A 26,074-nucleotide genomic window follows, 5' to 3' on the forward strand; every position below is an offset into this window, starting at 1 on the left:
GCCATGGCTACGTCGGTCGCGGTAGCGGGGGAGTCGACCCCGGGCGGACGACGGGCGAGGCGCGGCGCGCCAGGCTCGGGCCATGACGCGAAACGTGGCGATCGACGTCCCCGCCGACCCGGCGGCAGCCGAGCTCGCGCCGGGGTGGTGGACGGTCGACCCGGCCCGCACGCGACTGCTGCTCGACACGCAGGTGCTCGGTGCGGTCGCGGTCCGCGCCCGGTTCCCCCGGGTGTCCGGCGCGGTGGAGGTGACGGCCGGGCCGCCCGCCGGTCCGGTGGCCGTCGCGGTCGACGTCGCGGTCGAGACCGCGTCGCTGACCAGCGGCAGCCCCCGCCTGGACGCGCTGCTGGGCGCGTCGGGGCTCGTCGACCCGGCGGCCGGGCCGCTGATCCGCTATCGCGCGCGGCGGCTGCCGATCGGCGCGCCGCGCACCGTCGACGGCTCGCTCGCCACCGCGCGCGGGGAGCGACCGGTGCGGCTCACCGTCGTCGACGCCGGCATGGCGGCGACCGGGTTCCGGCTGCACCTGCGCGGCGTCGTCGACCGGGAGACCGTCGCCGGGTTGCTGGCCCGGCCCGGCGCGGCCCGGCTGATCGGCCCCCGGTCGCGCCTCGACCTGACCGTGGCGCTGGCCCCGACCGCGGCGTGCGGATGAGCGGGGCTCCGCAATGCGGAGAGCGGGGCCGGCCGGCGGCGCGTATCTGACCGCGCGCCGGCTGGTGCGCGAGCCGGACGAGGTCCTCGTCACCGCGGCCGGAGCACGGCCCTGCCGGGACCGCCGGTAGGGTTTCGCCCGTGCCCGTTCCTGGACCCGGCTATGCCATCACCGCGCGGGTCGAGGTACCCGCATCCGCCAGCGCGGCGGGTGACCTCACGATGGCCGTCGGCCGCGTCGGCGCCGTGGTCACCGCGTTCGACGTCGTGGAGGGCCACACCGCCACGCTCGTCGTCGACATCAGCTGCAACGCGCTGAACGAGGCGCACGCCGGCGAGATCACCGCCGCGCTCGAGGCGCTGCCCGGCGTGCGCGTGCGCAAGGTGTCCGACCGCACGTTCCTGCTGCACCTCGGCGGCAAGCTCACCGTCGACTCGAAGGTCAGCCTGCGCAACCGCGACGACCTGTCCCGGGCCTACACCCCGGGCGTCGCGCGGGTCTGCCAGGCGATCGCGGCCAACCCGGCCGACGCGCGGCGGCTCACGATCAAGCGGAACACCGTCGCCGTCGTCACCGACGGCTCGGCCGTGCTCGGACTGGGCAACCTCGGCGCCGCCGCCGCGATGCCCGTGATGGAGGGCAAGGCGGCGCTGTTCAAGCGGTTCGCGGGCGTCGACGCGTGGCCGGTGTGCCTGGACACCCAGGACACCGAGGAGATCATCCGGACCGTGCAGATCCTCGCCCCGGCCTACGGCGGCATCAACCTCGAGGACATCGCCGCGCCGCGGTGCTTCGAGATCGAGGCGCGGCTGCGCGAACTGCTCGACATCCCGGTGTTCCACGACGACCAGCACGGCACCGCCGTCGTCGTCCTCGCGGCGCTGCGCAACGCGCTGCGGGTGGTGGGCAAGAAGCTCAGCGACTGCAAGGTCGTGGTGTGCGGCGTCGGCGCGGCCGGCTCCGCGATCATCCGGCTGCTGCGCTCCGGCGCCCCCGGCGACATCCTCGCCGTCGACATCGACGGCATCGTCCACCCCGAACGCCCCGGGATGGACCCCAACCTCGTCTCGATCGCCGCGATGACCAACTCCCAGGGCGTCTCCGGCAGCCTCGCCGACGCGCTCGTCGGCGCGGACGTGTTCATCGGGGTGTCCGCGCCGAACCTGTTCGGGGCCGACGAGCTCGCCACCATGGCCGACGACGCGGTCGTCTTCGCGCTCGCCAACCCCGACCCCGAGGTCGACCCGGCCACCGCGCTGCAGCACGCCGCCGTCGTCGCCACCGGGCGCTCGGACTACCCGAACCAGATCAACAACGTGCTCGCCTTCCCCGGCGTGTTCCGCGGGCTGCTCGACGCGCAAGCACGCGACATCACCGACGCGATGCTGCTCGCCGCCTCGGCCGCCATCGCCGACGTCGTGGCCGAGCCGAACGCGTCGTTCATCGTGCCGAGCGTGTTCGACGCCTCCGTCGCGCCCGCCGTGGCCGACGCCGTGAAGCAGGCCACGGCGAAGAAGGACGTCGCCCCCGTCTGACCCGCGCGAGTCGGCACAAGTTGGCGCGCGAGCCGGCACGGATTGGCGGGCGAACCGGCGCGAACCGGCGGGCGACACGGTCCGCGGAGGCGCCGATTACCCTGGTCGGCGTGGTTCCCGTGATCGGTGTGCTGGCCCTGCAGGGCGACGTCCGCGAGCATGTGGCGGCGGTGACGGCGTGCGGCGACGTCCGCGCGGTGCCGGTGCGCCGCCCGTCCGAACTGGACGCGGTCGACGCGCTGGTGATTCCCGGCGGCGAGTCCACCACGATGAGCCGCCTGCTCGAGACGTTCGACCTGCTCGACCCGCTGCGCAAGCGGATTGCCGGCGGCATGCCCGCCTACGGCTCGTGCGCCGGGATGATCCTGCTCGCGAACGAGGTGCTCGACGGCCGCCCCGACCAGCAGCAGCTCGGCGGGCTCGACGTCGTCGTCCGGCGCAACGCGTTCGGCCGCCAGGTCGACTCGTTCGAGACCGACCTGGAGTTCACGGGGGTGGCCGGCGAGCCGGTCCGCGCGGTGTTCATCCGCGCGCCCTGGGTGGAGTCGACCGGCGCCGAGGTGGAGGTGCTCGCCTCCGTCCCGCAGCGCACGGCCTCCGGTGCCGACGCCGGCGCGGCGGCCGGCCGGGCGGTGGCGGTACGCCAGGGCCCGGTACTGGCCACCGCGTTCCACCCCGAGCTGACGGGCGACACCCGCGTCCACGCCCTGTTCTGCCGCATGGTGCGGGACCTGGCCGCCGCGGTGTAGCCGGCCGCCGCCCCGACCAAGTGCCAGCAAGGTGGCGATACTGTCACTGGACGGCAGTATCGCCACCTTGCTGGCGTCGGCGCGGCGCCTGGGCACGCACGTTCGGGCGTCGGCGTTCCGCCGCCGCCTTGTAGGCGCCCCTCAGTTCGTCCAGCACTTCGCCCTTCTCCGTGCGCAGCCGTCTCGGCAGCGTGGGGAGCACGCAGACCCCCACAGCGGTGAACCGGGCGAGCCTCTCCTGCTCGCGGGCGTAGTCCTGCGGAGAGAGGTGCCACTCGAGGGAGTTGATCTCCCACGCCAGTGCGACGTCGTCCCACCACGCGTCGGCGATCCCGAGCAGACGTCCGCGTGCGTCGTGGACCCGTGCGTTCCACCACGGTTCCGGGAGCCCGGAACGCTCCCAGAGCTTCTTGACCTCGGCTTCGGCGGCCGATCGCACGCCGGCGCTCACGTCGTCCAGTACGCGACGCGGCGTCGAGGATCCCCGCCGACCGTTGTCGTTCAGCTTCTGTGACACCTGGGCCACCGTGCACAACCCGCGCTGCACCGCGTCCGCGACGAGCTCGGTGATCTCGTCTCGCGCGTGGAGCCGGCGGGTGGCATCGGCGACCGCACGCGCCACCGGTGCAAGGGGGATGCCGGCGCGGAGCACCGGCTCGGGCAGCCGGTGGGTCCGTTCGACATGCATCAGGTCGGTGTTGCGGATCTGGCGGGCATGCGGCACGAGCAGGTGCAACGTCGTGGGCGGCGGACCGCGCCGCACGCCGTGCCGGCGACACGCGTGCAACCCGGTCACCATGGCCGCGGGTCCGCCGTGCAGCAGTGCCGCCGCCACGACCTGATCGGGCGTGGGAGTCCCGGTCGCCAGCAGCACGATGCTGGGAGCGAGCAGTTGCCACGGGCCGCCGTCGCGGCATCGCCGGTACACCGTCGATTCGGGCACGCCGAGCGCGACCAGCGTGCGAGCCCGGATCACCCGGTCCCGAGCGGCCGCCCGCAGCGCGTCGGGATGAGAGCCTTGGGGTCGTCGTCGCATGCACGGGATGATGCGGCGCGGCCCGGCGCCTCCGGGCCGGAACGGCGAACTTGCCCGGCCGGGATGCCAGCAAGGTGGCGATACTGCCACTGGGCGTCAGTATGCCACCTTGCTGGCACACGGACGGCGCGTCGCCCCACCCCGTCCGGCCACCTGCCGCCCGTCGGTACCATCGACGGGATCTGTGCACGGAGAAGGGACATCGATGAGCGGCCACTCCAAATGGGCTACCACGAAGCACAAGAAGGCCGTCATCGACGCCAGGCGCGGCAAGATGTTCGCCAAGCTGATCAAGAACATCGAGGTGGCCGCGCGCACCGGCGGCGGTGACCCCGACGGCAACCCCACGCTCTACGACGCCATGCAGAAGGCGAAGAAGAGCTCGGTGCCCAACGACAACATCGACCGCGCGGTCAAGCGCGGCTCGGGCGCCGACGCGGGCGGCGCCGACTACCAGACGATCACCTACGAGGGCTACGGCCCCAACGGCGTCGCGCTGCTCATCGAGTGCCTCACCGACAACCGCAACCGGGCCGCCACCGAGGTCCGCACCGCGATGACCCGCAACGGCGGCACGATGGCCGACCCGGGGTCGGTGGCGTACCTGTTCACGCGCAAGGGCGTGATCATCGTCCCCAAGGGCGAGCTCACCGAGGACGAGCTGCTGCTCGCGGTCCTCGACGCGGGCGCCGAGGAGGTCAACGACCTGGGCGAGAGCTTCGAGGTCGTCTCCGAGGCCGGCGACCTCATCGCGGTGCGCACCGCGCTGCGCGACGCCGGCATCGACTACGACTCCGCCGACCCCACCTTCCTCCCGTCGATGTCGGTGCAGCTCGACGCCGACGCGGCCAAGAAGGTGTTCCGCCTGGTCGAGGCGCTCGAGGACAGCGACGAGGTGCAGAACGTCTACGCGAACTTCGACGTCAGCGACGAGGTGATGGCGGAGGTCGGCTGAGCCCGCCCCGCACTGCGCGAACGGCACTTTCGCGCGATAGGTTCGCCTGAAAGTGCCGTTCGCGTGTTCAGTTCCGGTGCCGGTGCACCGCCACCCGCGCCGGCCGGACCGAGCGCCCACCCGCCTGCAGCCCCGCCTCCAGCAGTGCGGCCACCGTGCGGTCCTGCGCCGGGTCCTCGGTGGGGACGACCTCGGCGGCTTCCATCGTCGCCCCGCTGAACGACTCGCCGGGCTGCGGTGCCACGACGGTGCCGCCGCGGCCGGCCAGCAGCCGTTCCAGGCCGCCGGCGACGGCCTCGAACGCGCTCCGCTCGCGCCGGGATCGTGCGGTGGCTGCGCACCGCACCGCGTCGGACCGCAGCGCGTGCAGCTCCACCAGCAGCGGGACGTCGGGGCCCGCGGTGGCGCGCGCGTCGGCGAGCCGACCGAGCGTCGCGGCCTGCCGGTTCACCAGCCGGGTGAGGTCGTCGACCTTGTCGGCGATGTCCTGCAGCGAGGGGTCCTGCAGTGAGGGGTCCCGGAGCGAGGGGTCGGCCACACGGGTGAACCTAGCCCTGTCGCTAGGCTCCGCTCGTGCCCGTCTCCGGTATCGATCTCGGCACCACCAACTCCGCCATCGCCCGCACCGGCCCCGACGGGCGACCGCAGGTTCTGACGGGCCTCGCCGGCAGCCCGACCACGCCGTCGGTGGTGCTGTTCGCCTCGCCGGGCGAGCACGTCGTGGGGGAGGGCGCCCGCCGCGAGGCCCGGCTGGACCCCGAGCACGTGTGCGCGCTGGTCAAGCGCCGGATGGGCGACGCCGAATGGCGCTTCGTGGCGCACGGCAAGGCCTGGTCGGCGCCCGCCGTGTCGGCGCTGATCCTGCAGAGCCTGGTGGCCGACGCCGGGTACGCCACCGGGGAGACCCCCACGTCGGCCGTGATCACGGTCCCGGCGTACTTCGGGGACGAGGAACGCCGGGCCACCGTGCTGGCCGGCACCTACGCCGGGCTCGACGTCGTCGACGTGCTGTCCGAGCCGATCGCCGCGGCGCTGTCCTACGGGTTCGGACGGCTGGACGGCAGTCCCGACCTGTCCAAGGCCCGGCACGAGACCGTGCTCGTCTACGACCTCGGCGGCGGCACGTTCGACGCCACCGTCATCGAGCTCGCCGACCGGCGCATCTCCGTGCTCGCCGTGGAGGGCGACCACCAGCTCGGCGGCGCCGACTGGGACGAGCGGATCGCGCTGTACCTGTCCCGGCGCTTCTGCGAGGAGAACCCGGACGCCGAGGACCCGCTCGACGACTCCACGGGCGCGCAGGCGCTCGTCCTGGCCGCCGAACGCGCGAAGCACGAGCTGTCCGACGCCGAGCGCACGGACGCCGTCGTCGCCCACGACGGCGCCCGCTCGACGGTCGCGATCACCCGCGCCGAGCTGGAGGAGATGACCGCGTCGCTGCTGCGCCGCACCGTCGACCTCACGCGCACGTGTCTGGCCGAGGCCGCGCGGCGCGGCGTCGCCGGGGTGGACCGCGTGCTGCTCGTCGGCGGCTCGTCGCGGATGCCCGCCGTGGCCGATGTGCTGCGCCGGGAGCTCGATCTCGATCCGCACCTGCACGACCCGGACCTGGCCGTCGCCCGCGGCGCGGCCCTCTACGGGGAGAAGAAGGAGCTGGAGCGCATGGTCGCGGCCGACCTGCGCACCCGCGGGCGCCTGCGCGACGGCGAACCGCTCGAGAACGCCGCGAGTCCCGACCTCGACGACGCCTGCCGGCGGGTGGCCGACGCGTACGGGGTGCCGCTGGCGCAGGTCCGCCGGGCCGTCGAGGTCCAGGTGGACACCGTGGTGTCCCGCGGCTTCGGGGTGCTCGCGATCAACGCACTCGCCGGCCGGCTGGAGCCGTCCTGGCTGGTGCACTGCAACGACCGGCTGCCGATTCGCACGAGCCGCTCCTACGGCACCGTGCGCCCCGACCAGTCGGAGATCCAGCTGACCGTGGTGGAGCAGCAGGGACAGGCGGAGTCGTCGCGCCCGGAGGACGCCAAGGTCCTCATCGTCGGTGAGATCACCGGCATCCCGCCGGGCTACGACGAGGGCAGCGAGGTCCGCGTGACGTTCGAGATGGGGTTCGACGGCGTCCTGCACGTCACCGCGTTCCACGTCGACGCGGCCATCCCGCTGGTCCTGGAGACCACCACGGGCGCCACGCTGTCGCAGGCGGAGGTGGCGCGCGAGCGCGACCAGCTCGGCAGGACGCGGCGACGTGACTGAGACGACGACATGACCGAGGTGACCCCGGCCGCGGTCCCGCTGCCGCCGTTCGACCCCAACGACTACCGCAAGCGGGTGCTCGCCGCGGTCGAGAAGCGCGGCGGGCCGGACGCGTCGGACCCGTTCGAGCTCTACGACCTCCCGCTCGACCGCGCCGCCGACGGGGATCTCGACGACGCCACCGTCGCCGAGCGCGTCGTCGAGGTGTGGGGCGCGTGGCAGCGCCAGCGGGACCACCCCAAGTACCGCGTGCTCGTCGCGCTGCTGGTCGAGGGGCACGCGCAGCGCAGCGCGGAGCTGCTCGACGCCGGGCGGCGCCGGCTCGCGGCGGCGCGGGTGCGGGCCCAGCGCGAACAGCGCGACGCGGCCCGCTACGAGCTGCTCGACGCCGCGATCTCGCGCATGGTGCAGCGGCACCGCGGGATCCCCGCCGACAAGGTCGAGGGCCTGTACGAGATCGGGGCGCTCGCCGGCCTGACCCGGGACGAGGTGGCCCTGCGGCTGCGCCGCCACCGGGTGCTGCGGGCCGATGCGCCCGCGGTCGCCGCACCGGGCGTGGCGCCGGAGCGCAGGCGGCAGGTCCGCGCGCTCCTGGAGGAGTTCGGGCGGCTCACCGACGCCGCCGCGCCGCCGACCCTGCTCGCGCTGCTCGGGCTCGACGCGGCCGCCATGGAGGCGCAGGTGCGGGCGCGGGCGGAGGCCTGGCGGGCCCGGGCGCGGGAGCTGCCGCCGGAACGGCTGCGCGCGGTGGCGGACGAGCTGCTGGTGCACGTCGCGGAGCTCCTCGAACCGGGGCGCACCGCCGTCGACGCGTACCTGGACGCGGTCGCCGCCGACGTCGCAGACCACCTGCGGCCCCGGGTGCGGGCGGCCGTGCTCGTCGAGGACCGGCTCGTCGCCGAGGACCGCGCGCACCTCGTCGACGAGGCGCTCGCCCTCGGCCTGGACCGCGGGCGCGCGACCGCCGTGGTGGCCGGGCTCGCCGCCGAGCTGGGGGTGCCGGTCGAGGACCGGGCCCGACCGCCCGCCGCGTCCCCACCCCCCGCACCACCGCGCCCGCCGGTCCGCCGCGCGTGGGAGGAGCCGCTGAAGGCGGCCAGGGCCGCGCTGCGGGCGGGCCGGCCCCTCGAGGCGCAGCGGCTGGTCGGGGACGCGCAGCGGCTCGCGGACACCGACGGCGCCACCCCGGTGCGGGCGGTGGCCGACGAGGTCGCCGCCGTGCTGGCCGACGCCGACACCCGGTGGCGCGCCGCCGCCACGGCCTGCGCCGCCCACCGCTGGACCGATGCGCTCGGGGACCTCGAGCATCTTCGGCGGACGGCCGCTGACGTCCCGGGCCCGGCCGGCGAGGACGCCGAGGCGGTGCTGCAGCGCGCCAGGGCCGCGGTCGAGCGCGCCGACCGGGCCGTCGCGGAGGCGCTCGCCGGTCCGGCGGCCGCCCGCGCGAAGGCGCTGCTCGCCGTCCTCGCCGACTGCCCGGGGCACCCCGGTGCGCTCGCCGCGCTCGCGGAGATCCCGGTCGCGGCGCCCGCGTGGGTCAGTGCGGCCCGCGACGCGCGCGGGGGCGTCCTGGTGCTGTGGGCGCCGTCGGCCACCCCCGACGTGGTCTACCGGGTGGCCCGGCTGCGCCCGGACGGCTCGTGGCAGGTCCTCGGCCGGGTGGGCGGCACGTCCCTGGACGACGGGGGCGCCCCGCCCGGCGTGGAGGTGCCGGTGTACGCGGTCGCGGCGCTGCAGGCGGGGTGGGCATCGGCCGAGACCCGCTCGGACGCCGCGCCGTCCCGCTCGGACGGGTCTGGAGCTGACGACGGGGTACCGCGCGCGCCGCGGGACGTGCACGCCGTCCGGGCCACCGCCGGGACGGTGAAGGTGCGTTGGACGGGCGGGGACGCCGGTGCAGACGTCGAGTACCGGGTGCGGTGCCTGACGCCCGACGGCCGGTGGCGCGTGGTGGGGCGCACCCGGGACACCTCGATCGAGGACGGCGGCGCCCCGTCCGGGGCACTGCCCGTGTACGCGGTGAGCGCGGCCGCGGGTGGCGGACGCTCGCCGGAGTGCAGGTCGGACGAGCGCGGGGCGTGACCTGCGACGCTCACGCCCGACCCGGATCGCGATTTACGGGCAGACTGGAGACCCGGCCCGGGGTCCGACATTCCGGGCATGCCCGCCGGCGTTCGATCACGGGGCGCTACGGTGGCGGCAACGGCCGGCACGGTCAGCAGGCGCAGACACAGGAACAGGGGACATGAACCTAAGGATTTTCGGCTGGTCCTACGCGGTGACGGCGGTGTCACTCGTCGTCGCGTTCATCTACGGGGGCCCCGAAGCCCTGATCCTGTGCGCGATCCTCGGCATCCTGGAGATCTCGCTGTCGTTCGACAACGCGGTGGTCAACGCCACCGTGCTCGAGCGCATGGACGCGTTCTGGCAGAAGATCTTCCTGACCATCGGCATCTTCATCGCCGTGTTCGGCATGCGGCTGGTGTTCCCGCTGCTGATCGTCGGGATCACCGCGGACCTCGGCCCGATCGAGGCGCTCACGCTCGCGCTGGAACGGCGGCCCGAGGAGGACCCCACCAGCTACGCGCACCTGCTGAACGAGGCCTATCCGCAGATCGCGGCGTTCGGCGGCATGTTCCTGTTCATGCTGTTCCTCGACTGGGTCTTCGAGGACCGCGACATCAAGTGGCTCAGCTGGCTGGAGCGGCCGCTGGCCCGCATCGGGCAGGTCGAGCGGATCTCGGTCGTCATCGCCGTCGTCGCGCTCGTCGTGCTGGCCAACACGATGGCCGAGGAGCCGGCCGTCGTCCTGGTGGCCGGTGCGCTCGGCCTCGTCACCTACCTCGCGGTGCAGGGCGTCGGCGAGTTCTTCGAGCGCGTGGGTCAGAGGCAGATGGAGGAGGTCGAGGGCGGCGAGGCGCCGGCGCGCAACGGCTCCGGCCCGTCGCAGCTGGCCAAGGCCACCGGTAAGGCCGGCTTCTTCCTGTTCCTCTACCTCGAGGTCCTGGACGCGGCCTTCTCCTTCGACGGCGTGATCGGCGCGTTCGCCATCACCACCGACCCGATCATCATCGCGCTCGGCCTCGGCCTCATCGGCGCCATGTTCGTCCGGTCGCTCACGGTGTTCCTCGTGCGCAAGGGCACGCTGCAGGACTACGTCTACCTCGAGCACGGCGCCCACTGGGCGATCGGCGCGCTGTCGGTGATCCTGCTGCTCGGGATCGGCTTCCACGTCAACGAGATCATCACCGGCCTGCTCGGCGTCGCGTTCATCGGCGCGGCGTTCCTGGCGAGCATCCTGCGCAACCGCAAGCTCGCGGCGGAGGGCGTCGACACGCACAAGAGCGCCGACGAGCTCGCCGAGGAGCACGCGGGCCACCACGGCGCCTGAGCGCAGTTCGTTCCACCCGTCCACGACGAATGGAGAGTGCGTGTCCGTCAACCTGACCAAGGGCCAGAAGGTGTCGCTGGCCAAGCGCGGCGGCGGCAGCCTGACCGTGGTCCGTATGGGCCTGGGCTGGGACGCGGTGAAGAAGCGCGGCCTGTTCGGCTCGAAGTCGCAGTCGATCGACCTCGACGCCTCGGCGCTGCTGTTCGACGCGGGCAACAACCTCGCCGACGCGGTGTGGTTCCGGCAGCTGCGCAGCCAGGACGGCTCGGTGCAGCACACCGGCGACAACCTCACCGGTGCCGGTGAGGGCGACGACGAGTCGATCCTCGTGGACCTCACGCGGCTCTCGCCGGCGATCACCCAGATCGTGTTCACGGTCAACTCGTTCACCGGGCAGGACTTCTCGCAGATCGAGAACGCGTTCTGCCGGCTGGTGGACGAGACGACGAACGAGGAGCTCGCCCGCTACGAGCTGTCGGGCTCGGGCCGCCACAACGCCCAGATCATGGCGAAGGTGAGTCGGGACGGCGCGGGTGCCTGGAGCATGACGGCCATCGGCGCCACCGCGTCCGGGCGCACGTTCCAGGACCTGCTCCCGGCCACCGTCGGCCACCTGTGAGCGACTGACACGACGGACGGGCAACGACGAACGGGCCCCGGCGAAATCCCGCTGGGGCCCGTTCGCGCACGGGTCAGAGGTCGAACTCGGCGGGCGAGATGCCCACCGCGTTGCAGGCCTCCCGCACGGCCTGCATCTCGTCCTTGTCGAAGTTGCCGTCGGCGCCGCCGATGATGATGCCGACCTGGATGACGGCGCGCGCGGCGTCCGGCTTCGACTTGAGCTTGGACAGGGCCTGGATGGCCTCCACCTTGCCGAAGTCGTAGTCGGCCTCGAGCTTGCCGGCGAAGTGGTTGAACTTCTCCAGCAGCTCACTGGCCGGGAAGATCGACAGCGTGTCGTTGCTGCTGATGAACCCGGCGGTCTTGCGGCGCTCCTCGGCGTCGATGCGCCCGTCGGCCGCGGCGATCAGCGCGCAGATCGCCATGCTGGCGTTGGCGAAGTCCTTGTTCTTGAACTTGCCCACCTGCGTCTTGGCCTGGGCGGACATGTCCGCCGCGCGTTCCTTGAGCTGGTCCCACAGCGCCATGGATGCAGTGTCCTCTCGGTAATCGGTTCTCGGTGATCGTCTGGTGGGTGATCGTCTGGTCGGTGATCGTCTGGTCGGTGATCGTCTGGTCACAGCCTGCCAGACACGGGCACCGGGGCGATGGCCGCCGCGCGCTCGCGCAGCCGGCGCAGCAGCTCTGACCCGGCGGCCGCGCCGGAGGCCGTGGTGACGTCCAGGTGCGGGCGCCGGAAGCCGGTGTCGGCCAGCTCGCCGTGTGCGGGGCGGACGGCGGCGTCGGCGGCCTCCAGCAGGTCGGCGTCCAGTAGTGAGTCGCCCGCGGCGAGCAGCGGCCCGCCCCCGCAGCGCGCGACCACCTCGGCCGCCGCGGCCGACTTCGTCAGCCCGGCGGGCACGGCGTACACCTTCCGGCCCTGCAGCGACACCGTCCACCCGCGCGGCGCGCACCACGCCGCGAGCTCCTCGACCCACCCGTCCGGCAGGGCCGCGCGGTCCACGACGGCGTAGCTGAACAGCTCGCTCGCGGTGCGCAGCGCGAGGACGAACGGGCCGCCGCGGGCCCGCAGGTGCGCCTCCACCTCGGCGAGCGGGGCGCACGCGTCGAGCCGGGCGCGGACCGCGGCGTTCCACGACGGGTCGATCGCGCTGTCGACGAGCAGGTGGCCGCCGTTGCTCGCGATGGCGTACCGCGGCGGCGGCCCGGGCAGGTGCACGCGGGCGAGCTGCTCGGGGGTCCGGGTGGTGGTCGGGACGACCGTGGCGACGCCCTGGAGCTCCAGGAACGCCGCGACGGCGTCCTCCGTCATGAACGACAGCGGCGCCCCCTTGTAGATCTCCACGCACAGCAGCCGCGGCGCCTCGTGGTCGGGGACGCGCAGGTCGAGCGCCGCCGCGGAGTAGATGGTGGTGCGGTCGAGATCCAGACAGACGACGGTCATCGCGCGCCCTCCGCGCTCGCGGCGGCCAGGCCGTCGGCCCCCGTCGCGCCGCGGGTGAAGCGGGGGTGGATCAGGCCCACGCAGCTGTAGGGGAGGTCGCCCACCTCCTCGACGGGCACTCCGCGGCGCTGCGCGAGCAGCCGGACGTGCGCGAGGTCGGCGGCGGGGGCGTCCGCGCGCGCCAGCACCCGCCACGGCACCCGCCGCAGCAGCACCCGGGTGGTCTCGCCGACGCCGGGCTTCACGAGGTTGGCGTCACCGATGCCGTAGGCCTCGACGATCCGCTCGATCGCCGCCCAGCCGGACCAGTCCGGCTCGCGCTCGGTGGAAGGTTCGGTCGAGACCACCGCCGGGAACTCGGCCGTGACCGCGTCCAGGAAGTCGTTCGAGACGTCGGCTCCGGCGAGCTCGGCGTAGAACTTGGCGCCGTGGTACTGGCCGGGCCGCAGCAGCCGGGGGTTCAGCACGGTGCGCGAGACGAGGCCGGAGACCGTCGAGTTCAGGCAGGCCGACGCGATGAGCCAGTCGTCGCGGGTACCGAACGTGCGGGCGCACCGGCCGGGGTCGGCGAGCACGGCGAGGTCGGGGTCGAACCGCACGCCGGTGTCGCGCTCGTGTTCGGCCAGCGCCGCGGTGAGCTCGCGGGAGATCGCGCCCTTGCCGGTCCAGCCGTCCACGAACACCACGGTCGCGGGGTCGTGGTGCACGGCGAGGTGGCGCAGCGCGAGCCGGTCGATCCCACGACCGCGCACGATCGACACGGCGTAGTGCGGCAGGTCCAGCCCGTGGGCGTGGGACGCCCAGCGGCGCAGCAGGACGCCGACCGGCGTGCCGGCGCGGGCCAGCGAGACCAGCACGACGTCGCGGCCGCGTTCGCGCAGCACCAGCTCCGCCACGGTGGCCACCGCACGCGCCAGCCGGGGTGCGCCCGCGGCCAGCGCCGACCGGTACAGCTCCAGGTAGCCGGCGTCGGGCTGGTACTCCTGCGGCAGCGACTCGGCGTAGTGCGCCCCACCGCGCTGGATCGCCTCCTCGCGCTCCTCCGTGGGCGCCTCGAGCGCCACGCCCGACAGGTCGGTGAGCAGCCAGCCGACCTCGTCCGGGACGTAGCTGCCGAAGTGCGGGCCGCGCAGCGGCTCCGGCGTCATGGGGTCACCACCAAGGTCGTGCGGTCGGTGTGCGGGGCGAGGGCGGCCAGCAGCCCGGTCCGCAGCGCCGCGGTGTTGGCGGGCGGGTCGACGACGACGAGTACGTGGTCCCAGTGCGCGGCGCCGATGTTGTAGGCGAACCGCGGGCCCGGTCCGTCGGCCGGGTCGTCGTGGGCGGGGAACGTGATGCCGGTGCGCAGGGCGTAGCCGTCCTCGTCGGCGACGACGGCGGGGGAGCGCGTGGTGGTGGAGAACCGCACGTCGTGCCCGGCGTCGGCCAGGGTCTGGGCCAGCCGCAGCGGCAGCGCCATGAGCTCCTCGGTGCCCAGTACGAGCACCCGGTCCCCGGCGGCGATTCCGGCGTGGCGGGCGACGCCGTCGGCGAGCCCGGGCAGCGCGGCGGCGAGCGCGGCGTGGTCGGCAGGCCCGAACCCGTGCCGCCCCCCGACCAGGAGCCCGTCCGGCCACCCCAGCGCCCGCAGCTCCACTCGCGAGTCGCCCGTTTCCGCCGCGTGAGTCGCCCCTTCCGGACACGCGAGTCGCCCGTCCAGCTCCGCGCGCAGGGCCGCCGCGCGCTCGGCCAGGTCGACGGGCAGCTCGACGGTGCCGCGTGCGAGCGCGACGACGTCCAGCCGGGCACCCAGCGCCCGCACCCCGTCGACGAGCGCGGCCGGATCGGGCCGGACGTCCACCAGCGCGGCCAGCACGTAGTGCTCCCGCGGTGCCGTGCGGTGCAGCGCCGCGATCGTGTTGAGCGCGGTGCGGCCGGTGCTCAGCTCGTCGTCGACCAGCACGAGCGGCCGTCCGCCCTGCAGCAGCGCGGGATCGGCGGGCAGCAGCAGGTGGTCGGTGGCATGGGAGTGCTCCTCGGTGAACCCGCCCGCCGTCGCGAGTCCGGGAACGGGCCGGCGGGTCGAATGCAGGTAGTCCGCACCTCCGAGGCCGTCGGCGACACCCAGTGCTTCGGCAACACCCAGTGCTTCGGCAACACAGTGGCCGAGCGCGGTGGCGGTCTCGGCGAACCCGAGCACGAGCGCGTCCGGCGCCGCACCGACGGCACCTGCTGCTGCCTCGTGCAGGGTGACGACGGCGTCCCGGTGCCCGCGGACGGCCGCGTGCAGTAGGTCCACCGGCAGCGCCCGCGGCGCCCGTCCGGCCAGCGCGTCGGCCACCAGCCCGCCGAGCAGCAGCCCCGCGGCGCGGACCAGCCGCGGGTCGGTGGGCACGTGCTTGCCCAGCACCTGCGACACGAGCAGCTGCGCGCGCCGGGGGTTGCGCCGCAGCGCCAGCCCGAGCAGCACGGTGAGATCGGGGCCCGGTCCGGTGGGGCGCAGCCGGACCCCGAGGCGGTCGACGATGTCGGCGCCGGTGCTCGCGGACGTCACCGGGGCAGGCTCGCAGCCAGCAGATCGACGAACGAGACGCCGTCGGCCGCCACCCCGAACACCCGCGACCGCAGCATCGTCAGCCGGGCCCACGCGCTGTGCGGGCGGATCTCGTTCATCTTGTTCCGGTGCCCCGACGCGAGCACCCCGCTCGCGCGCCCGGCCGACAGCACGTCCGAGGCGTCGCGGTGCTCCTCGGCCGAGACGACCGACAGCGCGTTCACCACGGCGACGTGGCTCGGGTGGATCGTGGTCTTGCCGAGCAGCCCGTTCGCGCGGTCGAGCTGGACCTCGCGGATCAGCCCATCGATCGCGCGGGAGACGAGCTGGCCGCGGAGCTCGGGGGCGTTGTGCTCGTCGAACGGCGAGCGCCGCAGCTGCGGCTTGAAGATCCGCTCGGTGCCCTCGTAGTACTCCCACACGGGCCCGGTGACGGTGAACCCGGTGCCGTCGGCGCGGCCGAGCACGTTGACGACGTCGCCGATGAGGCCGCTCACGACCTTGATGTCGTAGATCGACAGGTCCGGGGAGCGGCGCAGCCCGTAGTGCGAGCACAGGTCCGTGGCGCCGAGGCGGACCGCGAGGATCCGCTTGCGGTCGCGGTGCAGCAGCGCCCGCAGCCGGGTCAGCTCGTCGACGCGGGTCTCGGCGTACAGCACGGCACCGGACTCGATCACCGGCATCGCCAGCAGCGCGGTGCCGGCGGCGCGGTCGGCCTCGTCGAGGGCGTGCAGGTACTCGGTACCGCTCGTGGCGGTGAACTTGGGCAGGACGAACCCGTCGAGCACCGCGACGGCCCGGCCCAACCGCCGCACCAGCGCGGGGATCTGCTCGGCCCGCCGGATCCGGACGAACAGCAGCGGCAGGTCGGCCTGCGACTGGTCGTGCAGGTCGGTCAGGGCCGCCACGAGGTTCGTCTCGGCCGCGATGACCTGCTCGTCGGCGATCGCGTCCTCCAGACAGACGACCACCGAGGTGACGCCGGCGGCCGCCTGCTTGACGATGTCGGCGGCGAGCGCCGGCCGGTCCGCAGGCATGTAGAGGGTGGCGCCGAGCGCCACCGAGAGCAGTTCGTGACCGCTGTCGCGGTGGAACTGCTCCGGTGGCGACTCGAACAGCGCATCCGCGTCGGACGCGCTCAGGTACCCGAAGTGCCGCACGTGATGGCCCTTTCGCGTTCGAGGAGCCACCCCTGCGTGGCAGTGGACTACCGGGACGGACTACCGGCGGCGGCTCACTTGCGGCCGCGCGCCCACTCCATCCCCCAGCCGTACGCCCGGTCGACGTCGGCCTGTCCGCCGCGGATGTAGCGCACCTCGCGGCGCACCACCATCTCGCCGCCCTGGTTCTCCAGCATCGCGATCACGCAGGTGGGTGAGCTGGGGTCGGGCTCGTCGAGCCGGACCTCGATCTCCGGACCGGACGCCGGGTGGAGCGTGACCACCCCGTCGGCGCTGGCCCAGTTCGGCACACCCTCGTAGATGAACGTGAACACCAGGATGCGGCGGATCTCGTTCACCCGCGACAGGTCGATGAACATGTTCTCGCCGCCCGCGGCGGACCCCGAGCGGTCGTCGCCGTCCAGCCGGATGATCGGCGCACCGCGGTAGGGCGCCTGGAACGCGTTGCCCAGTGCCTGCACCACGCCCTTGCTGCCGTCGGTGAACTCCCACAGGCAGGCGAGGTCGAGGTCGATCGCCGACCCGCGGCGCTTGCCGAACAGCCCCCGGCTCTGCTGCTCGCCTGCACTCCACTGGAGGTTGACGCGCAGTTGGCCGCCGGTGGCGCCCTGCTTGGTGAGCGAGACGCTCGGCGCGGACTTCGTCAGGGTGACCTTCGACAGCGACACCCCCCCGCCGGCCGCGTCGGCCGGCGGAGGTGTCTTCGAGGGCCGCTTGGTGTAGTCGATGGCCACGTCGGCGGCCTCAGACGTTGACGCCGAAGTCGCGGGCGATGCCCGCGAGGCCCGAGGCGTAGCCCTGGCCGACGGCGCGGAACTTCCAGTCGGCGCCGTTGCGGTAGAGCTCGCCGAAGACCATCGCCGTCTCGGTGGACGCGTCCTCCGACAGGTCGTAGCGGGCGATCTCGGCGCCGCCCGCCTGGTTCACCACGCGGATGAACGCGTTGCGGACCTGGCCGAAGCTCTGCGAGCGCGAGTCGGCGTCGTAGATGCTGACCGCGAAGACGATCTTGTCGGTGTCGGCGGACATGCCGGCCAGGTTGACCTTGACCTGCTCGTCGTCGCCCTCGCCCTCACCGGTGAGGTTGTCGCCGGTGTGCTCGACGGTGCCGTCGGGGTTGGTGAGGTTGTTGAAGAAGATGAAGTGCTTGTCGGAGACGACCTTGCCCTCGGCGCCCACGACGATCGCCGAGGCATCCAGGTCGAAGTCGGTGCCGGTGGTGGTGCGGACGTCCCAGCCGAGGCCGACGATCACCGCGGTGAGGCCCGGGGCCTCCTTGGTGAGGCTGACGTTTCCGCCCTTGGTGAGGCTGACGCTCACGTACTGCTCCCGATCTGTTGTGGGGGCATTCGCTCCCCCCGGTGCGAGCTGGTCCCGGCCGAGCTTATCGGGACGTATCGGACCTTCTGTCAAGCCCGATCACCTCGACGAACGGCCGAAGGACGGCCACGGTTCCCGGTATCGGCCGCGGGGGCAAGCCCTCTTCGCCGATCGGTACCCGACCGTCGGGGCCGTCCCCTAGGCTGCTGCCGCTCGGGGAAGGCGGGGGACAGGTGATCGGCAGGGTGGGGCGGGTGACCGGGCGCGTCGGTCCGGGGCTCGTGGGGGAGATCATGGTGTCGGTGCGCGGCGGGGTGGAGGCGTTCTACGCCCACCCGCAGCGGCCCGACGAGGAGATCGAGCCCGGTGTCCAGGTGCTGATCGTCGACTTCCAGCCGCCGCGCACGGCCTACGTCGAGCGCTGGAGCGCTCTGGGCTGACAAACACATAACGGGGGGAACCGTGGACGTGCTGATCACGATCGGCGCGGTGGTCGTCGGGATCATCGTGCTGGCGCTCGTGCTCAAGATGCTGTGGCGGGTGGCCGAACCCAACGAGGCGCTGATCATCTCCGGGTTCCGGGCGCGCACCGGCCCGGGCGAGTCGGCCGACAGTCTCGGGTTCAAGATCGTCACGGGTAAGGGGGCGCTCGTCATCCCCGGCTTCCAGGCGGCGCGGCGGCTGTCGCTGGACACCCGCGGGGCGAACCTGCAGGTCTCGTGCGTCACGAAGCAGGGGATCCCGGTCGCGGTGCGCGGGGTGGCGATCTACAAGGTCGGCGACGACTTCGTCTCGATCGCCAACGCCGCCCGCCGGTTCCTCGACCAGCAGAACACCATGAACGACACGATCCACGAGCTGTTCGCCGGGCACCTGCGCTCGATCTGCGGCGGGCTCACGATCGAGGACATGATCCACAATCGGGAGGCGCTCACCGGCGAGGTGCGCCGGTCCTGCGCCGACGAGATGAGCAAGCTCGGCCTCGTCATCGACTCGCTGCAGATCCAGGAGATCGACGACTCCTCGGGCTACATCGTCAACCTCGGCAAGCCGCACGCCGCGGCGATCGCCGCCTCCGCTCGCATCGCGGAGGCGCAGCGCGACCAGGAGGCCACGGAGGCCGAGCAGATCGCCGAGGCGAAGAAGGCGGCGGCGATCCGGGCCAGTCGCATCCAGCAGGCCGGCTACCAGGCCGAGATGGACGAGGCGTCGGCGAAGGCCACCCAGGCGGGGCCGCTGTCGGAGGCCACGGCCCGGCAGGAGGTCGTCGTCCAGGAGACCCGCGCGGCGCAACTGGAGGCCGACCTCGCCGAGCAGCGGCTGCAGTCGCAGGTGCGCAAGCCCGCCGACGCGAAGGCCTACGAGCTGCGCACCCTCGCCGACGCCGAGCGCGACGCCCAGATCGCCCGTGCGCAGGCCCACGCCCGGGAGACGGAGCTGTCCGCGGGCGCCGACGCCACCCGCGTCAAGACCGCGGCGCAGGCGGAGGCGGAGGCCACCAAGGCGCGCGGCGAGGCCCAGGCCACCGCCACCCGGCTCACCGGTGAGGCCGACGCCGACGCCGCCCGCGCCCGCGGTCTCGCCGAGGCCGAGGCGGCCAAGGCCAAGGGCCTCGCCGACGCGCAGGCGATGCAGGCCCGGTCCGACGCGCTGGCCGAGAACCAGGAGGCGGTCATCGCCCAGCAGCTCGCCGAGAACTGGCCGGAGATCGTCAAGGCCGGGGCGGGGGCCCTGGGCAATGTCGAGCACATGGTGGTGCTCAACGGCGCCGACGGCGTGGCCGACCTGCTCACGAAGGCCCTCGCGATGGGCGGCACCGGGCTCGGGCTCGCCCGCACCCTCCTCGGGGCGATGGGGGAGAAGCCGGTCGAGCCCACGGGCGCCAACGGCGTCACCCCGAGCTTGGCGAAGCCCTCCCCGGCGCCGCGGGACACGCCGCCCGCCTGACGCCGCAGATGCGTGAACGGTCCGGCCCGGTCGCCCCGGGTCCCCTCGACGGGTGCCTGGGCGCGGGCCGGATCCGGGAGGGACGTGAGGCCCGGCGGAACTGTCGGGCCCCGGTCCTACACTCGCCACCCGTGAGCCCCGCGACCACCGCGTCCAGGAAGTCCGGCACCGAGCAGGCAGCGCCGCCGCCGTCCACCGGGAGGCGTCTGCTGCTGCTCGACGGCCATTCGCTGGCCTACCGCGCGTTCTTCGCGCTGCCCGCGGAGAACTTCCGCACGGGCACGGGGCAGACCACCAACGCCGTCTACGGCTTCACCTCGATGCTGATCAACCTGCTCCGCGACGAGCAGCCCACGCACCTGGCGGTGTGCTTCGACGTCTCGCGCACCACGTTCCGGTCGGAGCGCTACGCGGAGTACAAGGCCAACCGCACCACCACGCCCGACGACTTCCGCGGCCAGGTCGACCTCATCAAGGAGGTCCTGCGGGCGCTCAACATCCCGGAGTTCGGCGTCGAGGGCTACGAGGCCGACGACCTGATCGCCACCCTCGCCACGCAGGCGGAGGCCGACGGTTTCCAGGTGCTGATCACCACGGGCGACCGCGACGCGTTCCAGCTGGTCAGCGACGACGTCATGGTGCTGTACCCGAAGCGGGGGGTGTCCGACCTCGGGCGCATCGACCCGGCCGAGGTGATGAACCGCTACGGGCTCACGCCCGCGCAGTACCCCGACTACGCGGCCCTGCGCGGCGACCCCAGCGACAACCTGCCGAGCATCCCCGGGGTCGGGGAGAAGACCGCGGCGAAGTGGGTGCGGGAGTTCGGGTCGCTGGCCGCGCTCACCGACCGGGTCGACGAGGTCAAGGGCAAGGCGGGCGACGCGCTGCGCGCCAACCTCGCCAACGTGCTGCTCAACCGCCAGCTCACCGAGCTGATCCGGGACGTCCCGCTCGACGCGCGGCCCGCCGACCTCGAGGTCCGGCCGTGGGACCGCGACGCCGTGCACCGGCTGTTCGACGAGCTGGAGTTCCGGGTGCTGCGCGAGCGCCTGTTCGCCACGCTGCAGAGCGCCGAACCGGAGGCGGAGGGCGGCATCGAGGTCCAGGGCGGCGCCATCGCCCCCGGCGGGGTGCGGGCCTGGCTGGCGGAGCACGCGCGCGACGGCCGCCGCGTCGGGCTCGCGTTCCACGGGATCACCGGCGGTGCCACGTCCGGCGACCTGGCCGGGCTGGGGCTGGCCACCGGCGAGCCCAGCCTGGAGGCGCGCGCCGGCCTCGCCTCCAAGCCGCCCGCGGCCGCGGGCGTCCCCGAGGCGGGCTACCTCGACGTCACCACGCTCACCCCCGACGACGAGGCCGCGCTGGGCGAGTGGCTCGCCGACCCGTCCGTTCCGAAGGCGGCGCACGACGCGAAGTCGGCGCTGCACGCCCTGCGCGGGCGCGGCTGGACGTTGGCCGGGCTCACCAGCGACACCGCGCTCGCCGCCTACCTGGCCCGCCCCGGCCAGCGCAGCTTCGACCTGGCCGACCTCGCGCTGCGCTACCTCCGCCGCGAGCTGCGCGCCGAGGGCGAGGCCGAGGACGGCCAGCTGTCGCTGCTCGGCCGTGCTGATGCGCTCTCCGCTGACGCTCCCAGCGGTGAGGACGAGGCCGACGCCGCCCGCGCGCAGACGCACATGATCGCCGCATCGGCCGTCGCCGAGCTGGCCGACGCGCTCGACGCCGAGCTGGCCGAGCGCGGCGGCACGGAGCTGCTGGCCGGGCTGGAGCTGCCGCTCGAGTTCGTGCTGGCCGACCTGGAGGCGGCCGGCATCGCGATCGACGGCGAGGCGCTCTCCGGGCTGGAGGCCGAGTTCGCCGCCCAGGTGCGGCAGGCCGCGCAGGACTGCTACGCGGTGATCGGCAAGGAGACCAACCTCGGGTCGCCGAAGCAGCTGCAGGTGGTGCTGTTCGACGAGCTCCAGATGCCCAAGACCAAGCGCACCAAGACCGGCTACACCACCGACGCCGACGCGCTGCAGACCCTCTTCGAGCAGACCGGCCACGAGTTCCTGTCCCACCTGCTGCTGCACCGCGACGCCACCCGGCTGAAGATCACCGTCGAGGGCCTGCTCAAGTCGGTCGCCGACGACGGTCGCATCCACACCACCTACAGCCAGACGATCGCGGCCACCGGCAGGCTCTCGTCCACCGAGCCGAACCTGCAGAACGTGCCGATCCGCACGGCGGCCGGCCGGCGGATCCGCGAGACGTTCGTGGTGGGCCCGGGCTACAGCGAGCTCATGACCGCCGACTACAGCCAGATCGAGATGCGGATCATGGCGCACCTGTCGGAGGACACCGCGCTCATCGAGGCGTTCCGCTCCCGGCACGACTTCCACGCCGAGACCGCCGCCCGGGTGTTCGGCTGCGACCCCACGGAGGTGTCGCCCGAGCAGCGCGCCAAGATCAAGGCGATGAACTACGGGCTCGCCTACGGGCTGTCCGCGTTCGGGCTGGCGGGGCAGCTGCGGATCTCCACGGAGGAGGCCCGCGGCCTGATGGACGAGTACTTCAAGGGCTTCGGCGGCGTGCGCGACTACCTGCGCAGCGTCGTCGACGTCGCGCGCAAGGACGGCTATACCGCCACGATCATGGGGCGCCGCCGCTACCTGCCCGACCTCACCAGCGACAACCGGCAGCGCCGCGAGATGGCCGAGCGGATGGCGCTCAACGCGCCCATCCAGGGCAGCGCCGCCGACATCATCAAGGTCGCGATGCTCGGGGTGCACCGCGCGCTCGTCACCGAGGGCCTGCGCAGCCGGATGCTGCTGCAGGTGCACGACGAGCTCGTGCTCGAGGTCGCCGAGGGCGAGCGCGAGGCCCTGGAGACCCTCGTGCGGCGCGAGATGGGCGCGGCGGCGGAGCTCAGCGTGCCGTTGGAGGTGTCGGTCGGGTACGGGCGCAGCTGGGACGACGCGGCGCACTGAGGAGCCACCGGAGCCACCGGAGCCACCGCCGGCTCCGCCGCACACACCTCCCGCGGAGGTGTGTGCGGCGGCCCCTCCCCGATCAGGCGGCATCGGTCACGTGGCGTCGAAGATCCCGAGCGGGAGCAGTGCGGTCACCGACATGTTCGGCACGTCGGGCAGCGCGCTGATCCGCAGCTGCACCGCCACGCTGCACAGGGCGTACGCCTGCTGCCGGCCGAACCCGCGCTCGCGGACCAGGAGCTCGATCATCTCCCGGAGCGCGTCCCGGGCCGCGACGGTGATGTCCTCACCGTGGTTGGTCCCCGCCGTGTCCACCGAGATGCCGGTCGTCGCGACGAAGGCGCCCGCCTCCGCCGGGGGCGGGCCCGCGGCGTCGCGTTCGAGCCGCAGCCTGCGCTGCCCCGACGCGGCCGCTCCACCCTTGCGCAGGTCGAAGCGCAGCCGCCAGGTCCCCGCCATCTCGATGGCGGTGCCGCAGGCCTCGCCCTCGCCCTGCGCGAAGTGGCCGTCCCCTGCGGAGAACGAGGCGCCGGGGAGCAGGACCGGCAGGACCAGCCGGGTGCCGACCCCGGCCTGCGGGATGTCGATGTTGCCCGCGTTCTCCCGCGGCGGCATCGTCCGGAGGCCGTGCCGGGCCACCGCGGGGTCGGACGGCAGCGCGTCGCCCGGCTCGGGCGGCAGCACCATCCCGCCCGCGGCGAGGAGCGCCTCCTCACGGCGGGTGATCTCGGTGAGCAGATCGGCCGACGGCGCGACGCCGACGGTGCCGAGGAACGGGGCGGCCGGGATCGCGACGCCGGGCAGCTCCTCGGACACCGCGCGGCCGCCGGTGAACCGCCACCGCACGAGGAACGGCTCGGGGAACTCGTCGCGGAGGAACCCGAACCCCGGGATCTGCACGGTGTAGCCCCACGCCGCGGGCGCGCACTCCAGCAGCTCCACCACGAGCGCGTCGCCCGGCTCGGCGCCGTCGACGGCGATCGGCCCGGTGAGCGGGTGCACGCGGTTGAGATTGACCCCGCCGAGCTGCGCGACGCCCGCATCGGGGGTGAGCTGAGCGTCGGCGGCGTCGAGCGTGTCGATGACGACCTCGTCGCCGGGCCGCACGCGCAGCACCGGGGCGATGTCGGGGTGCCGCCTGTTGTGCCCGCGGTCGGGCTGCGTGGCCAGCGGCTTCGCGGTGTCCAGGCGGATCTCGTGCGTGGCCACGGCGATCAGCCCGCGGCGGTGGCGGCGTCGAGGTGGCGCAGCAGCTTGCCGGTGTCGGCGTACTCACGGAAGGCGGTGATGCGCCCGGCGTGCAGCGTCACCAGGTGCAGGAAGCCGATCTCCAGCCGCTCCCCGCCGAGGGTCACGACGTCCCGGCCCTCGACGACGACGTGGTCCGGGCCGGCGTCGAGGATGCGGTCGGGGACGACCTCGAGCGCGTCGAACGTCTCACCCAGCGAGCGGAAGAACCCGACGACCTCCTCGGGTCCCTCGAACCGCCCGCCGAAAGGCAGCTCCTCCGGGCTGTACCAGACGATGCCCGGGTCCATGGCGGCGAGCACGGCGGGGATGTCGCCGCGGGCGAAGGCGTCGTAGGCGCGGCGGACGGTGACGGCGTTGCCTGGGTTGACGGTGTTGCCTGGATTGTCGGGCACGGTTCCTCCTCGGGCTCGGACGCCGATGCTGCGCCCGGGCCCCGGTCCGGCACATCGCGGGAACCATGTAGTGCGATGTGGTCAGTTCCCCCGTCGCGCGTCGCCGCGGAGGGCGTACGCGGTGGCGTCGGCCCGGTTCCGTGCACCGATCTTGAGGTACAGGTTGGCGACGTGGCGCTCCACCGTGTGCACGCTCAGCCGCAGCCGGCGGCCGATCTCCTTGTTGCTCGCGCCGTCCGCCAGCAGCGCGAGGACCTCGGACTCGCGCGCGGTGAGGCCGCCCGCCGGCGCGGTGGGCAGCCCGGCGCCGGGCCGGAGGGAGCCGGCCTGCGCGGTGAGCCCGGCCGCCCGTCGCCGGTCCCCGGGGCCGCCGCGGCGGCGCAGCATCTCGGCGTGCTCGCCGAGCGTCCGCGCGACGAAGGGTGTGGCTCCCCAGCGCGCGTGCAGCCGCAGCGCCGACCGGAACCGGGTCTCCGCCTCGTCCCAGCGGCGCAGCGTGGTGGCGGTCAGCGCGAGGTGGCGGTCCACGGCGCCGCCCCAGATCGGGACGCCCTGCACGGCGATCCGGCCGCCGTACGGCGTGAGGTGGGCGTGCACCTGCTCGGCGTGGCCGGCGTGGTCGAGGGCGGCCGCGACCTCGGCGAGCAGGCCGACGTTCGCCAGCCACAGCGAGTCGCGCGGGAGCGCGGCGCAGTCGTCGGACGTCAGCTCGTCCAGCAGCGCACCGGCCTCCTCGGCGCGGCCGGTCTCGGCCAGGAGCACGGCGAGCTGGCACCGGAAGACGCTGAGCACCGGGTAGCGGGCCGCGTGCCGGCGCAGGTCGGCCTCGACGGCGGCGCGGTCCAGCCGGTCGCGCAGGGCGAAGCGCTGCCCGCACGCGTAGATCGACGCCGGCTGGGCGTGGATGCGGCGCCCGAGTGCGTGGGCGCGGTCGACGAGCGCGGCCGCGTCGGGGGCACCGGCCATCGTGGCGCGCAGGGCCCGGAAGACGAGCACGTACCACTGGGCGAGCGGCCGCCTGCCGGCGGTGGCGAGGCCGGTCAGCGCGCTCTGCTCGGCGTCGGCGTGCACCGGGTCGGTCTGCAGCAGATCGGGGACGAGCAGGCGGCGCGCTGCGAGCTCGGAATCCTCGTCGCCGGTGCGCACCGCGATCGCGGTCAGCTCGCGGCCCAGGCGCACCCGTTCCTCGAGCGCGTCGGGGCCCCGCAGGACGAACTGTGCCGCGGCCAGCGCCGACGCGAGCGCGCGGTCGTCACCCGTGGCGCGGGCGGCGCGGACGGTGTCGTGGGCCAGCGCGCGGGCCCGCGGCAGCTCGGCGCCCCAGTACAGCTCCGTGGCCAGCCGGGCGGCCACCCGGACCCGGTGGACCTCTTCGTCCGGGCCTAGCCGGGAGAGGGTGCGTTCGAGCATCCGGACCAGGCCGGCGTCGACCCGCCCGGCCGACACCACCACCTCGCCCAGGCCGAGCGCCGCGGCGACGAGCCGGTCGGTGCGGCCCTGTCCGGCCGCCAGCGTCCACGCCCGCTCGTGGGCCGCCCGGGCGTCCGCGACCCGGCGGGCCCGTCCCGCACAGCGGCCCAGGTCGAGCAGGAGGTCGGCGATGCCGTCGTCGTCCGGTGGGGCCAGGTCCAGCGCCCGGCCGAACCAGTCGGCGGCCTCCTCGTCGGCCAGGCGGGAGGTGGCGGTGCGGGCGGCCCGGCAGGCGAGCTCGAACGCCCGTCGCCGTCCACCGGGAACACCGGCGGCGCAGGCCGCGTGATGGGCGAGCCGCGCGTCGTCGGCCGCGCCGCCGCCGCGACGGGCGATCGCGGTGACGACGCGGTCGTGCACCTCGGC

23 protein-coding genes are annotated in these 26,074 nt (G+C 74.0%); 11 read left to right on the plus strand and 12 right to left on the minus strand.

Annotated elements, in window-relative coordinates; translation table 11 throughout:
• The first annotated feature begins 82 nt into the window (after positions 1–82).
• The 3 genes from KME75_RS06730 to pdxT all read left to right on the plus strand — a co-directional run bounded on the left by KME75_RS06730 (position 83) and on the right by pdxT (position 2,942).
• A complete protein-coding gene (locus KME75_RS06730; RefSeq protein WP_219413657.1) occupies positions 83–658 on the plus strand; it encodes a YceI family protein in 576 nt (191 codons plus the stop codon).
• Positions 659–798: 140 nt separating this feature from the next.
• Positions 799–2,193 (plus strand): NAD-dependent malic enzyme, encoded by a 1,395-nt coding sequence (locus KME75_RS06735; protein WP_219413658.1) that lies wholly within the window; start codon positions 799–801, stop codon positions 2,191–2,193.
• 101 nt (positions 2,194–2,294) lie between these two features.
• On the plus strand, positions 2,295–2,942 hold the full coding sequence (pdxT, locus tag KME75_RS06740; RefSeq protein WP_219413685.1) for a pyridoxal 5'-phosphate synthase glutaminase subunit PdxT: 648 nt from the start codon (positions 2,295–2,297) through the stop codon (positions 2,940–2,942).
• Positions 2,943–2,985: 43 nt separating this feature from the next.
• Here the strand turns inward: pdxT and KME75_RS06745 are convergent, their stop codons facing one another.
• Positions 2,986–3,978, minus strand: a complete 993-nt coding sequence (locus KME75_RS06745; protein ID WP_219413659.1) for a hypothetical protein — start codon at positions 3,976–3,978, stop codon at positions 2,986–2,988.
• 205 nt (positions 3,979–4,183) lie between these two features.
• Here KME75_RS06745 and KME75_RS06750 point away from each other — a divergent pair, with 205 nt between their 5' ends.
• Complete coding sequence (locus KME75_RS06750) at positions 4,184–4,933, plus strand: YebC/PmpR family DNA-binding transcriptional regulator (RefSeq protein WP_219413660.1); 750 nt, start codon at positions 4,184–4,186, stop codon at positions 4,931–4,933.
• A 67-nt stretch (positions 4,934–5,000) separates the two neighbouring features.
• Here KME75_RS06750 and grpE read toward each other — a convergent pair whose 3' ends face one another.
• Positions 5,001–5,471: a nucleotide exchange factor GrpE gene (grpE, locus tag KME75_RS45685; protein WP_219413661.1), complete on the minus strand. Its 471-nt coding sequence runs from the start codon at positions 5,469–5,471 to the stop codon at positions 5,001–5,003.
• Between the two features lie 35 nt (positions 5,472–5,506).
• Here grpE and KME75_RS45690 point away from each other — a divergent pair, with 35 nt between their 5' ends.
• From KME75_RS45690 to KME75_RS06775, 4 genes are all read left to right on the plus strand, one after another.
• Entirely contained in the window at positions 5,507–7,186 is a 1,680-nt protein-coding gene (locus KME75_RS45690; RefSeq protein ID WP_219413662.1) for an Hsp70 family protein, read from the plus strand.
• 9 nt (positions 7,187–7,195) lie between these two features.
• Positions 7,196–9,268, plus strand: coding sequence for a fibronectin type III domain-containing protein (locus KME75_RS06765; protein WP_219413663.1), 2,073 nt, complete (start codon positions 7,196–7,198; stop codon positions 9,266–9,268).
• Positions 9,269–9,431: 163 nt separating this feature from the next.
• Positions 9,432–10,577 (plus strand): DUF475 domain-containing protein, encoded by a 1,146-nt coding sequence (locus tag KME75_RS06770; protein WP_219413664.1) that lies wholly within the window; start codon positions 9,432–9,434, stop codon positions 10,575–10,577.
• A gap of 40 nt (positions 10,578–10,617) precedes the next feature.
• On the plus strand, positions 10,618–11,196 hold the full coding sequence (locus KME75_RS06775) for a TerD family protein (RefSeq protein WP_219413665.1): 579 nt from the start codon (positions 10,618–10,620) through the stop codon (positions 11,194–11,196).
• Positions 11,197–11,269: 73 nt separating this feature from the next.
• Here the strand turns inward: KME75_RS06775 and KME75_RS06780 are convergent, their stop codons facing one another.
• The 7 genes from KME75_RS06780 to KME75_RS06810 all read right to left on the minus strand — a co-directional run bounded on the left by KME75_RS06780 (position 11,270) and on the right by KME75_RS06810 (position 17,676).
• Positions 11,270–11,725 carry a tellurite resistance TerB family protein gene (locus KME75_RS06780; RefSeq protein WP_219413666.1) on the minus strand — a complete coding sequence of 152 codons (456 nt, stop codon included), beginning with the start codon at positions 11,723–11,725 and terminating at the stop codon, positions 11,270–11,272.
• 89 nt (positions 11,726–11,814) lie between these two features.
• Entirely contained in the window at positions 11,815–12,642 is an 828-nt protein-coding gene (locus KME75_RS06785) for an HAD family hydrolase (protein WP_219413667.1), read from the minus strand.
• Entirely contained in the window at positions 12,639–13,790 is a 1,152-nt protein-coding gene (locus tag KME75_RS06790; RefSeq protein ID WP_219413668.1) for a cysteine protease StiP family protein, read from the minus strand. The genes KME75_RS06785 and KME75_RS06790 overlap by 4 nt, the downstream gene beginning before the upstream one ends.
• Positions 13,787–15,175 carry a phosphoribosyltransferase family protein gene (locus KME75_RS06795; RefSeq protein WP_219413669.1) on the minus strand — a complete coding sequence of 463 codons (1,389 nt, stop codon included), beginning with the start codon at positions 15,173–15,175 and terminating at the stop codon, positions 13,787–13,789. The genes KME75_RS06790 and KME75_RS06795 overlap by 4 nt, the downstream gene beginning before the upstream one ends.
• Entirely contained in the window at positions 15,172–16,335 is a 1,164-nt protein-coding gene (locus KME75_RS06800) for an HpcH/HpaI aldolase/citrate lyase family protein (protein ID WP_219413670.1), read from the minus strand. The genes KME75_RS06795 and KME75_RS06800 overlap by 4 nt, the downstream gene beginning before the upstream one ends.
• A gap of 74 nt (positions 16,336–16,409) precedes the next feature.
• Entirely contained in the window at positions 16,410–17,090 is a 681-nt protein-coding gene (locus KME75_RS06805) for a TerD family protein (protein ID WP_219413671.1), read from the minus strand.
• A 10-nt stretch (positions 17,091–17,100) separates the two neighbouring features.
• Positions 17,101–17,676 (minus strand): TerD family protein, encoded by a 576-nt coding sequence (locus tag KME75_RS06810; RefSeq protein WP_219413672.1) that lies wholly within the window; start codon positions 17,674–17,676, stop codon positions 17,101–17,103.
• A gap of 254 nt (positions 17,677–17,930) precedes the next feature.
• Between KME75_RS06810 and KME75_RS06815 the strand changes: the two genes are divergently transcribed.
• The 3 genes from KME75_RS06815 (at position 17,931) to polA (ending at position 22,592) form a co-directional block, all read left to right on the plus strand.
• Entirely contained in the window at positions 17,931–18,116 is a 186-nt protein-coding gene (locus KME75_RS06815) for an NfeD C-terminal domain-containing protein (protein WP_246631625.1), read from the plus strand.
• A 22-nt stretch (positions 18,117–18,138) separates the two neighbouring features.
• On the plus strand, positions 18,139–19,623 hold the full coding sequence (locus tag KME75_RS06820) for a flotillin family protein (RefSeq protein ID WP_308282615.1): 1,485 nt from the start codon (positions 18,139–18,141) through the stop codon (positions 19,621–19,623).
• 131 nt (positions 19,624–19,754) lie between these two features.
• Positions 19,755–22,592 (plus strand): DNA polymerase I, encoded by a 2,838-nt coding sequence (gene polA, locus KME75_RS06825; RefSeq protein WP_219413674.1) that lies wholly within the window; start codon positions 19,755–19,757, stop codon positions 22,590–22,592.
• A 96-nt stretch (positions 22,593–22,688) separates the two neighbouring features.
• Here the strand turns inward: polA and KME75_RS06830 are convergent, their stop codons facing one another.
• From KME75_RS06830 to KME75_RS06840, 3 genes are all read right to left on the minus strand, one after another.
• Positions 22,689–23,804 (minus strand): acetamidase/formamidase family protein, encoded by a 1,116-nt coding sequence (locus tag KME75_RS06830; RefSeq protein WP_219413675.1) that lies wholly within the window; start codon positions 23,802–23,804, stop codon positions 22,689–22,691.
• 5 nt (positions 23,805–23,809) lie between these two features.
• The gene (locus KME75_RS06835; protein WP_219413676.1) at positions 23,810–24,238 is read right to left on the minus strand and encodes a nuclear transport factor 2 family protein; all 429 of its coding nucleotides are present in this window, start codon (positions 24,236–24,238) and stop codon (positions 23,810–23,812) included.
• 81 nt (positions 24,239–24,319) lie between these two features.
• A partial coding sequence (locus KME75_RS06840; RefSeq protein ID WP_219413677.1) for a helix-turn-helix transcriptional regulator occupies positions 24,320–26,074 on the minus strand: 1,755 nt, incomplete at its 5' end.

The sequence above is a fragment of the Pseudonocardia nigra genome (assembly GCF_019396355.1).
GTDB lineage: Bacteria > Actinomycetota > Actinomycetes > Mycobacteriales > Pseudonocardiaceae > Pseudonocardia > Pseudonocardia nigra.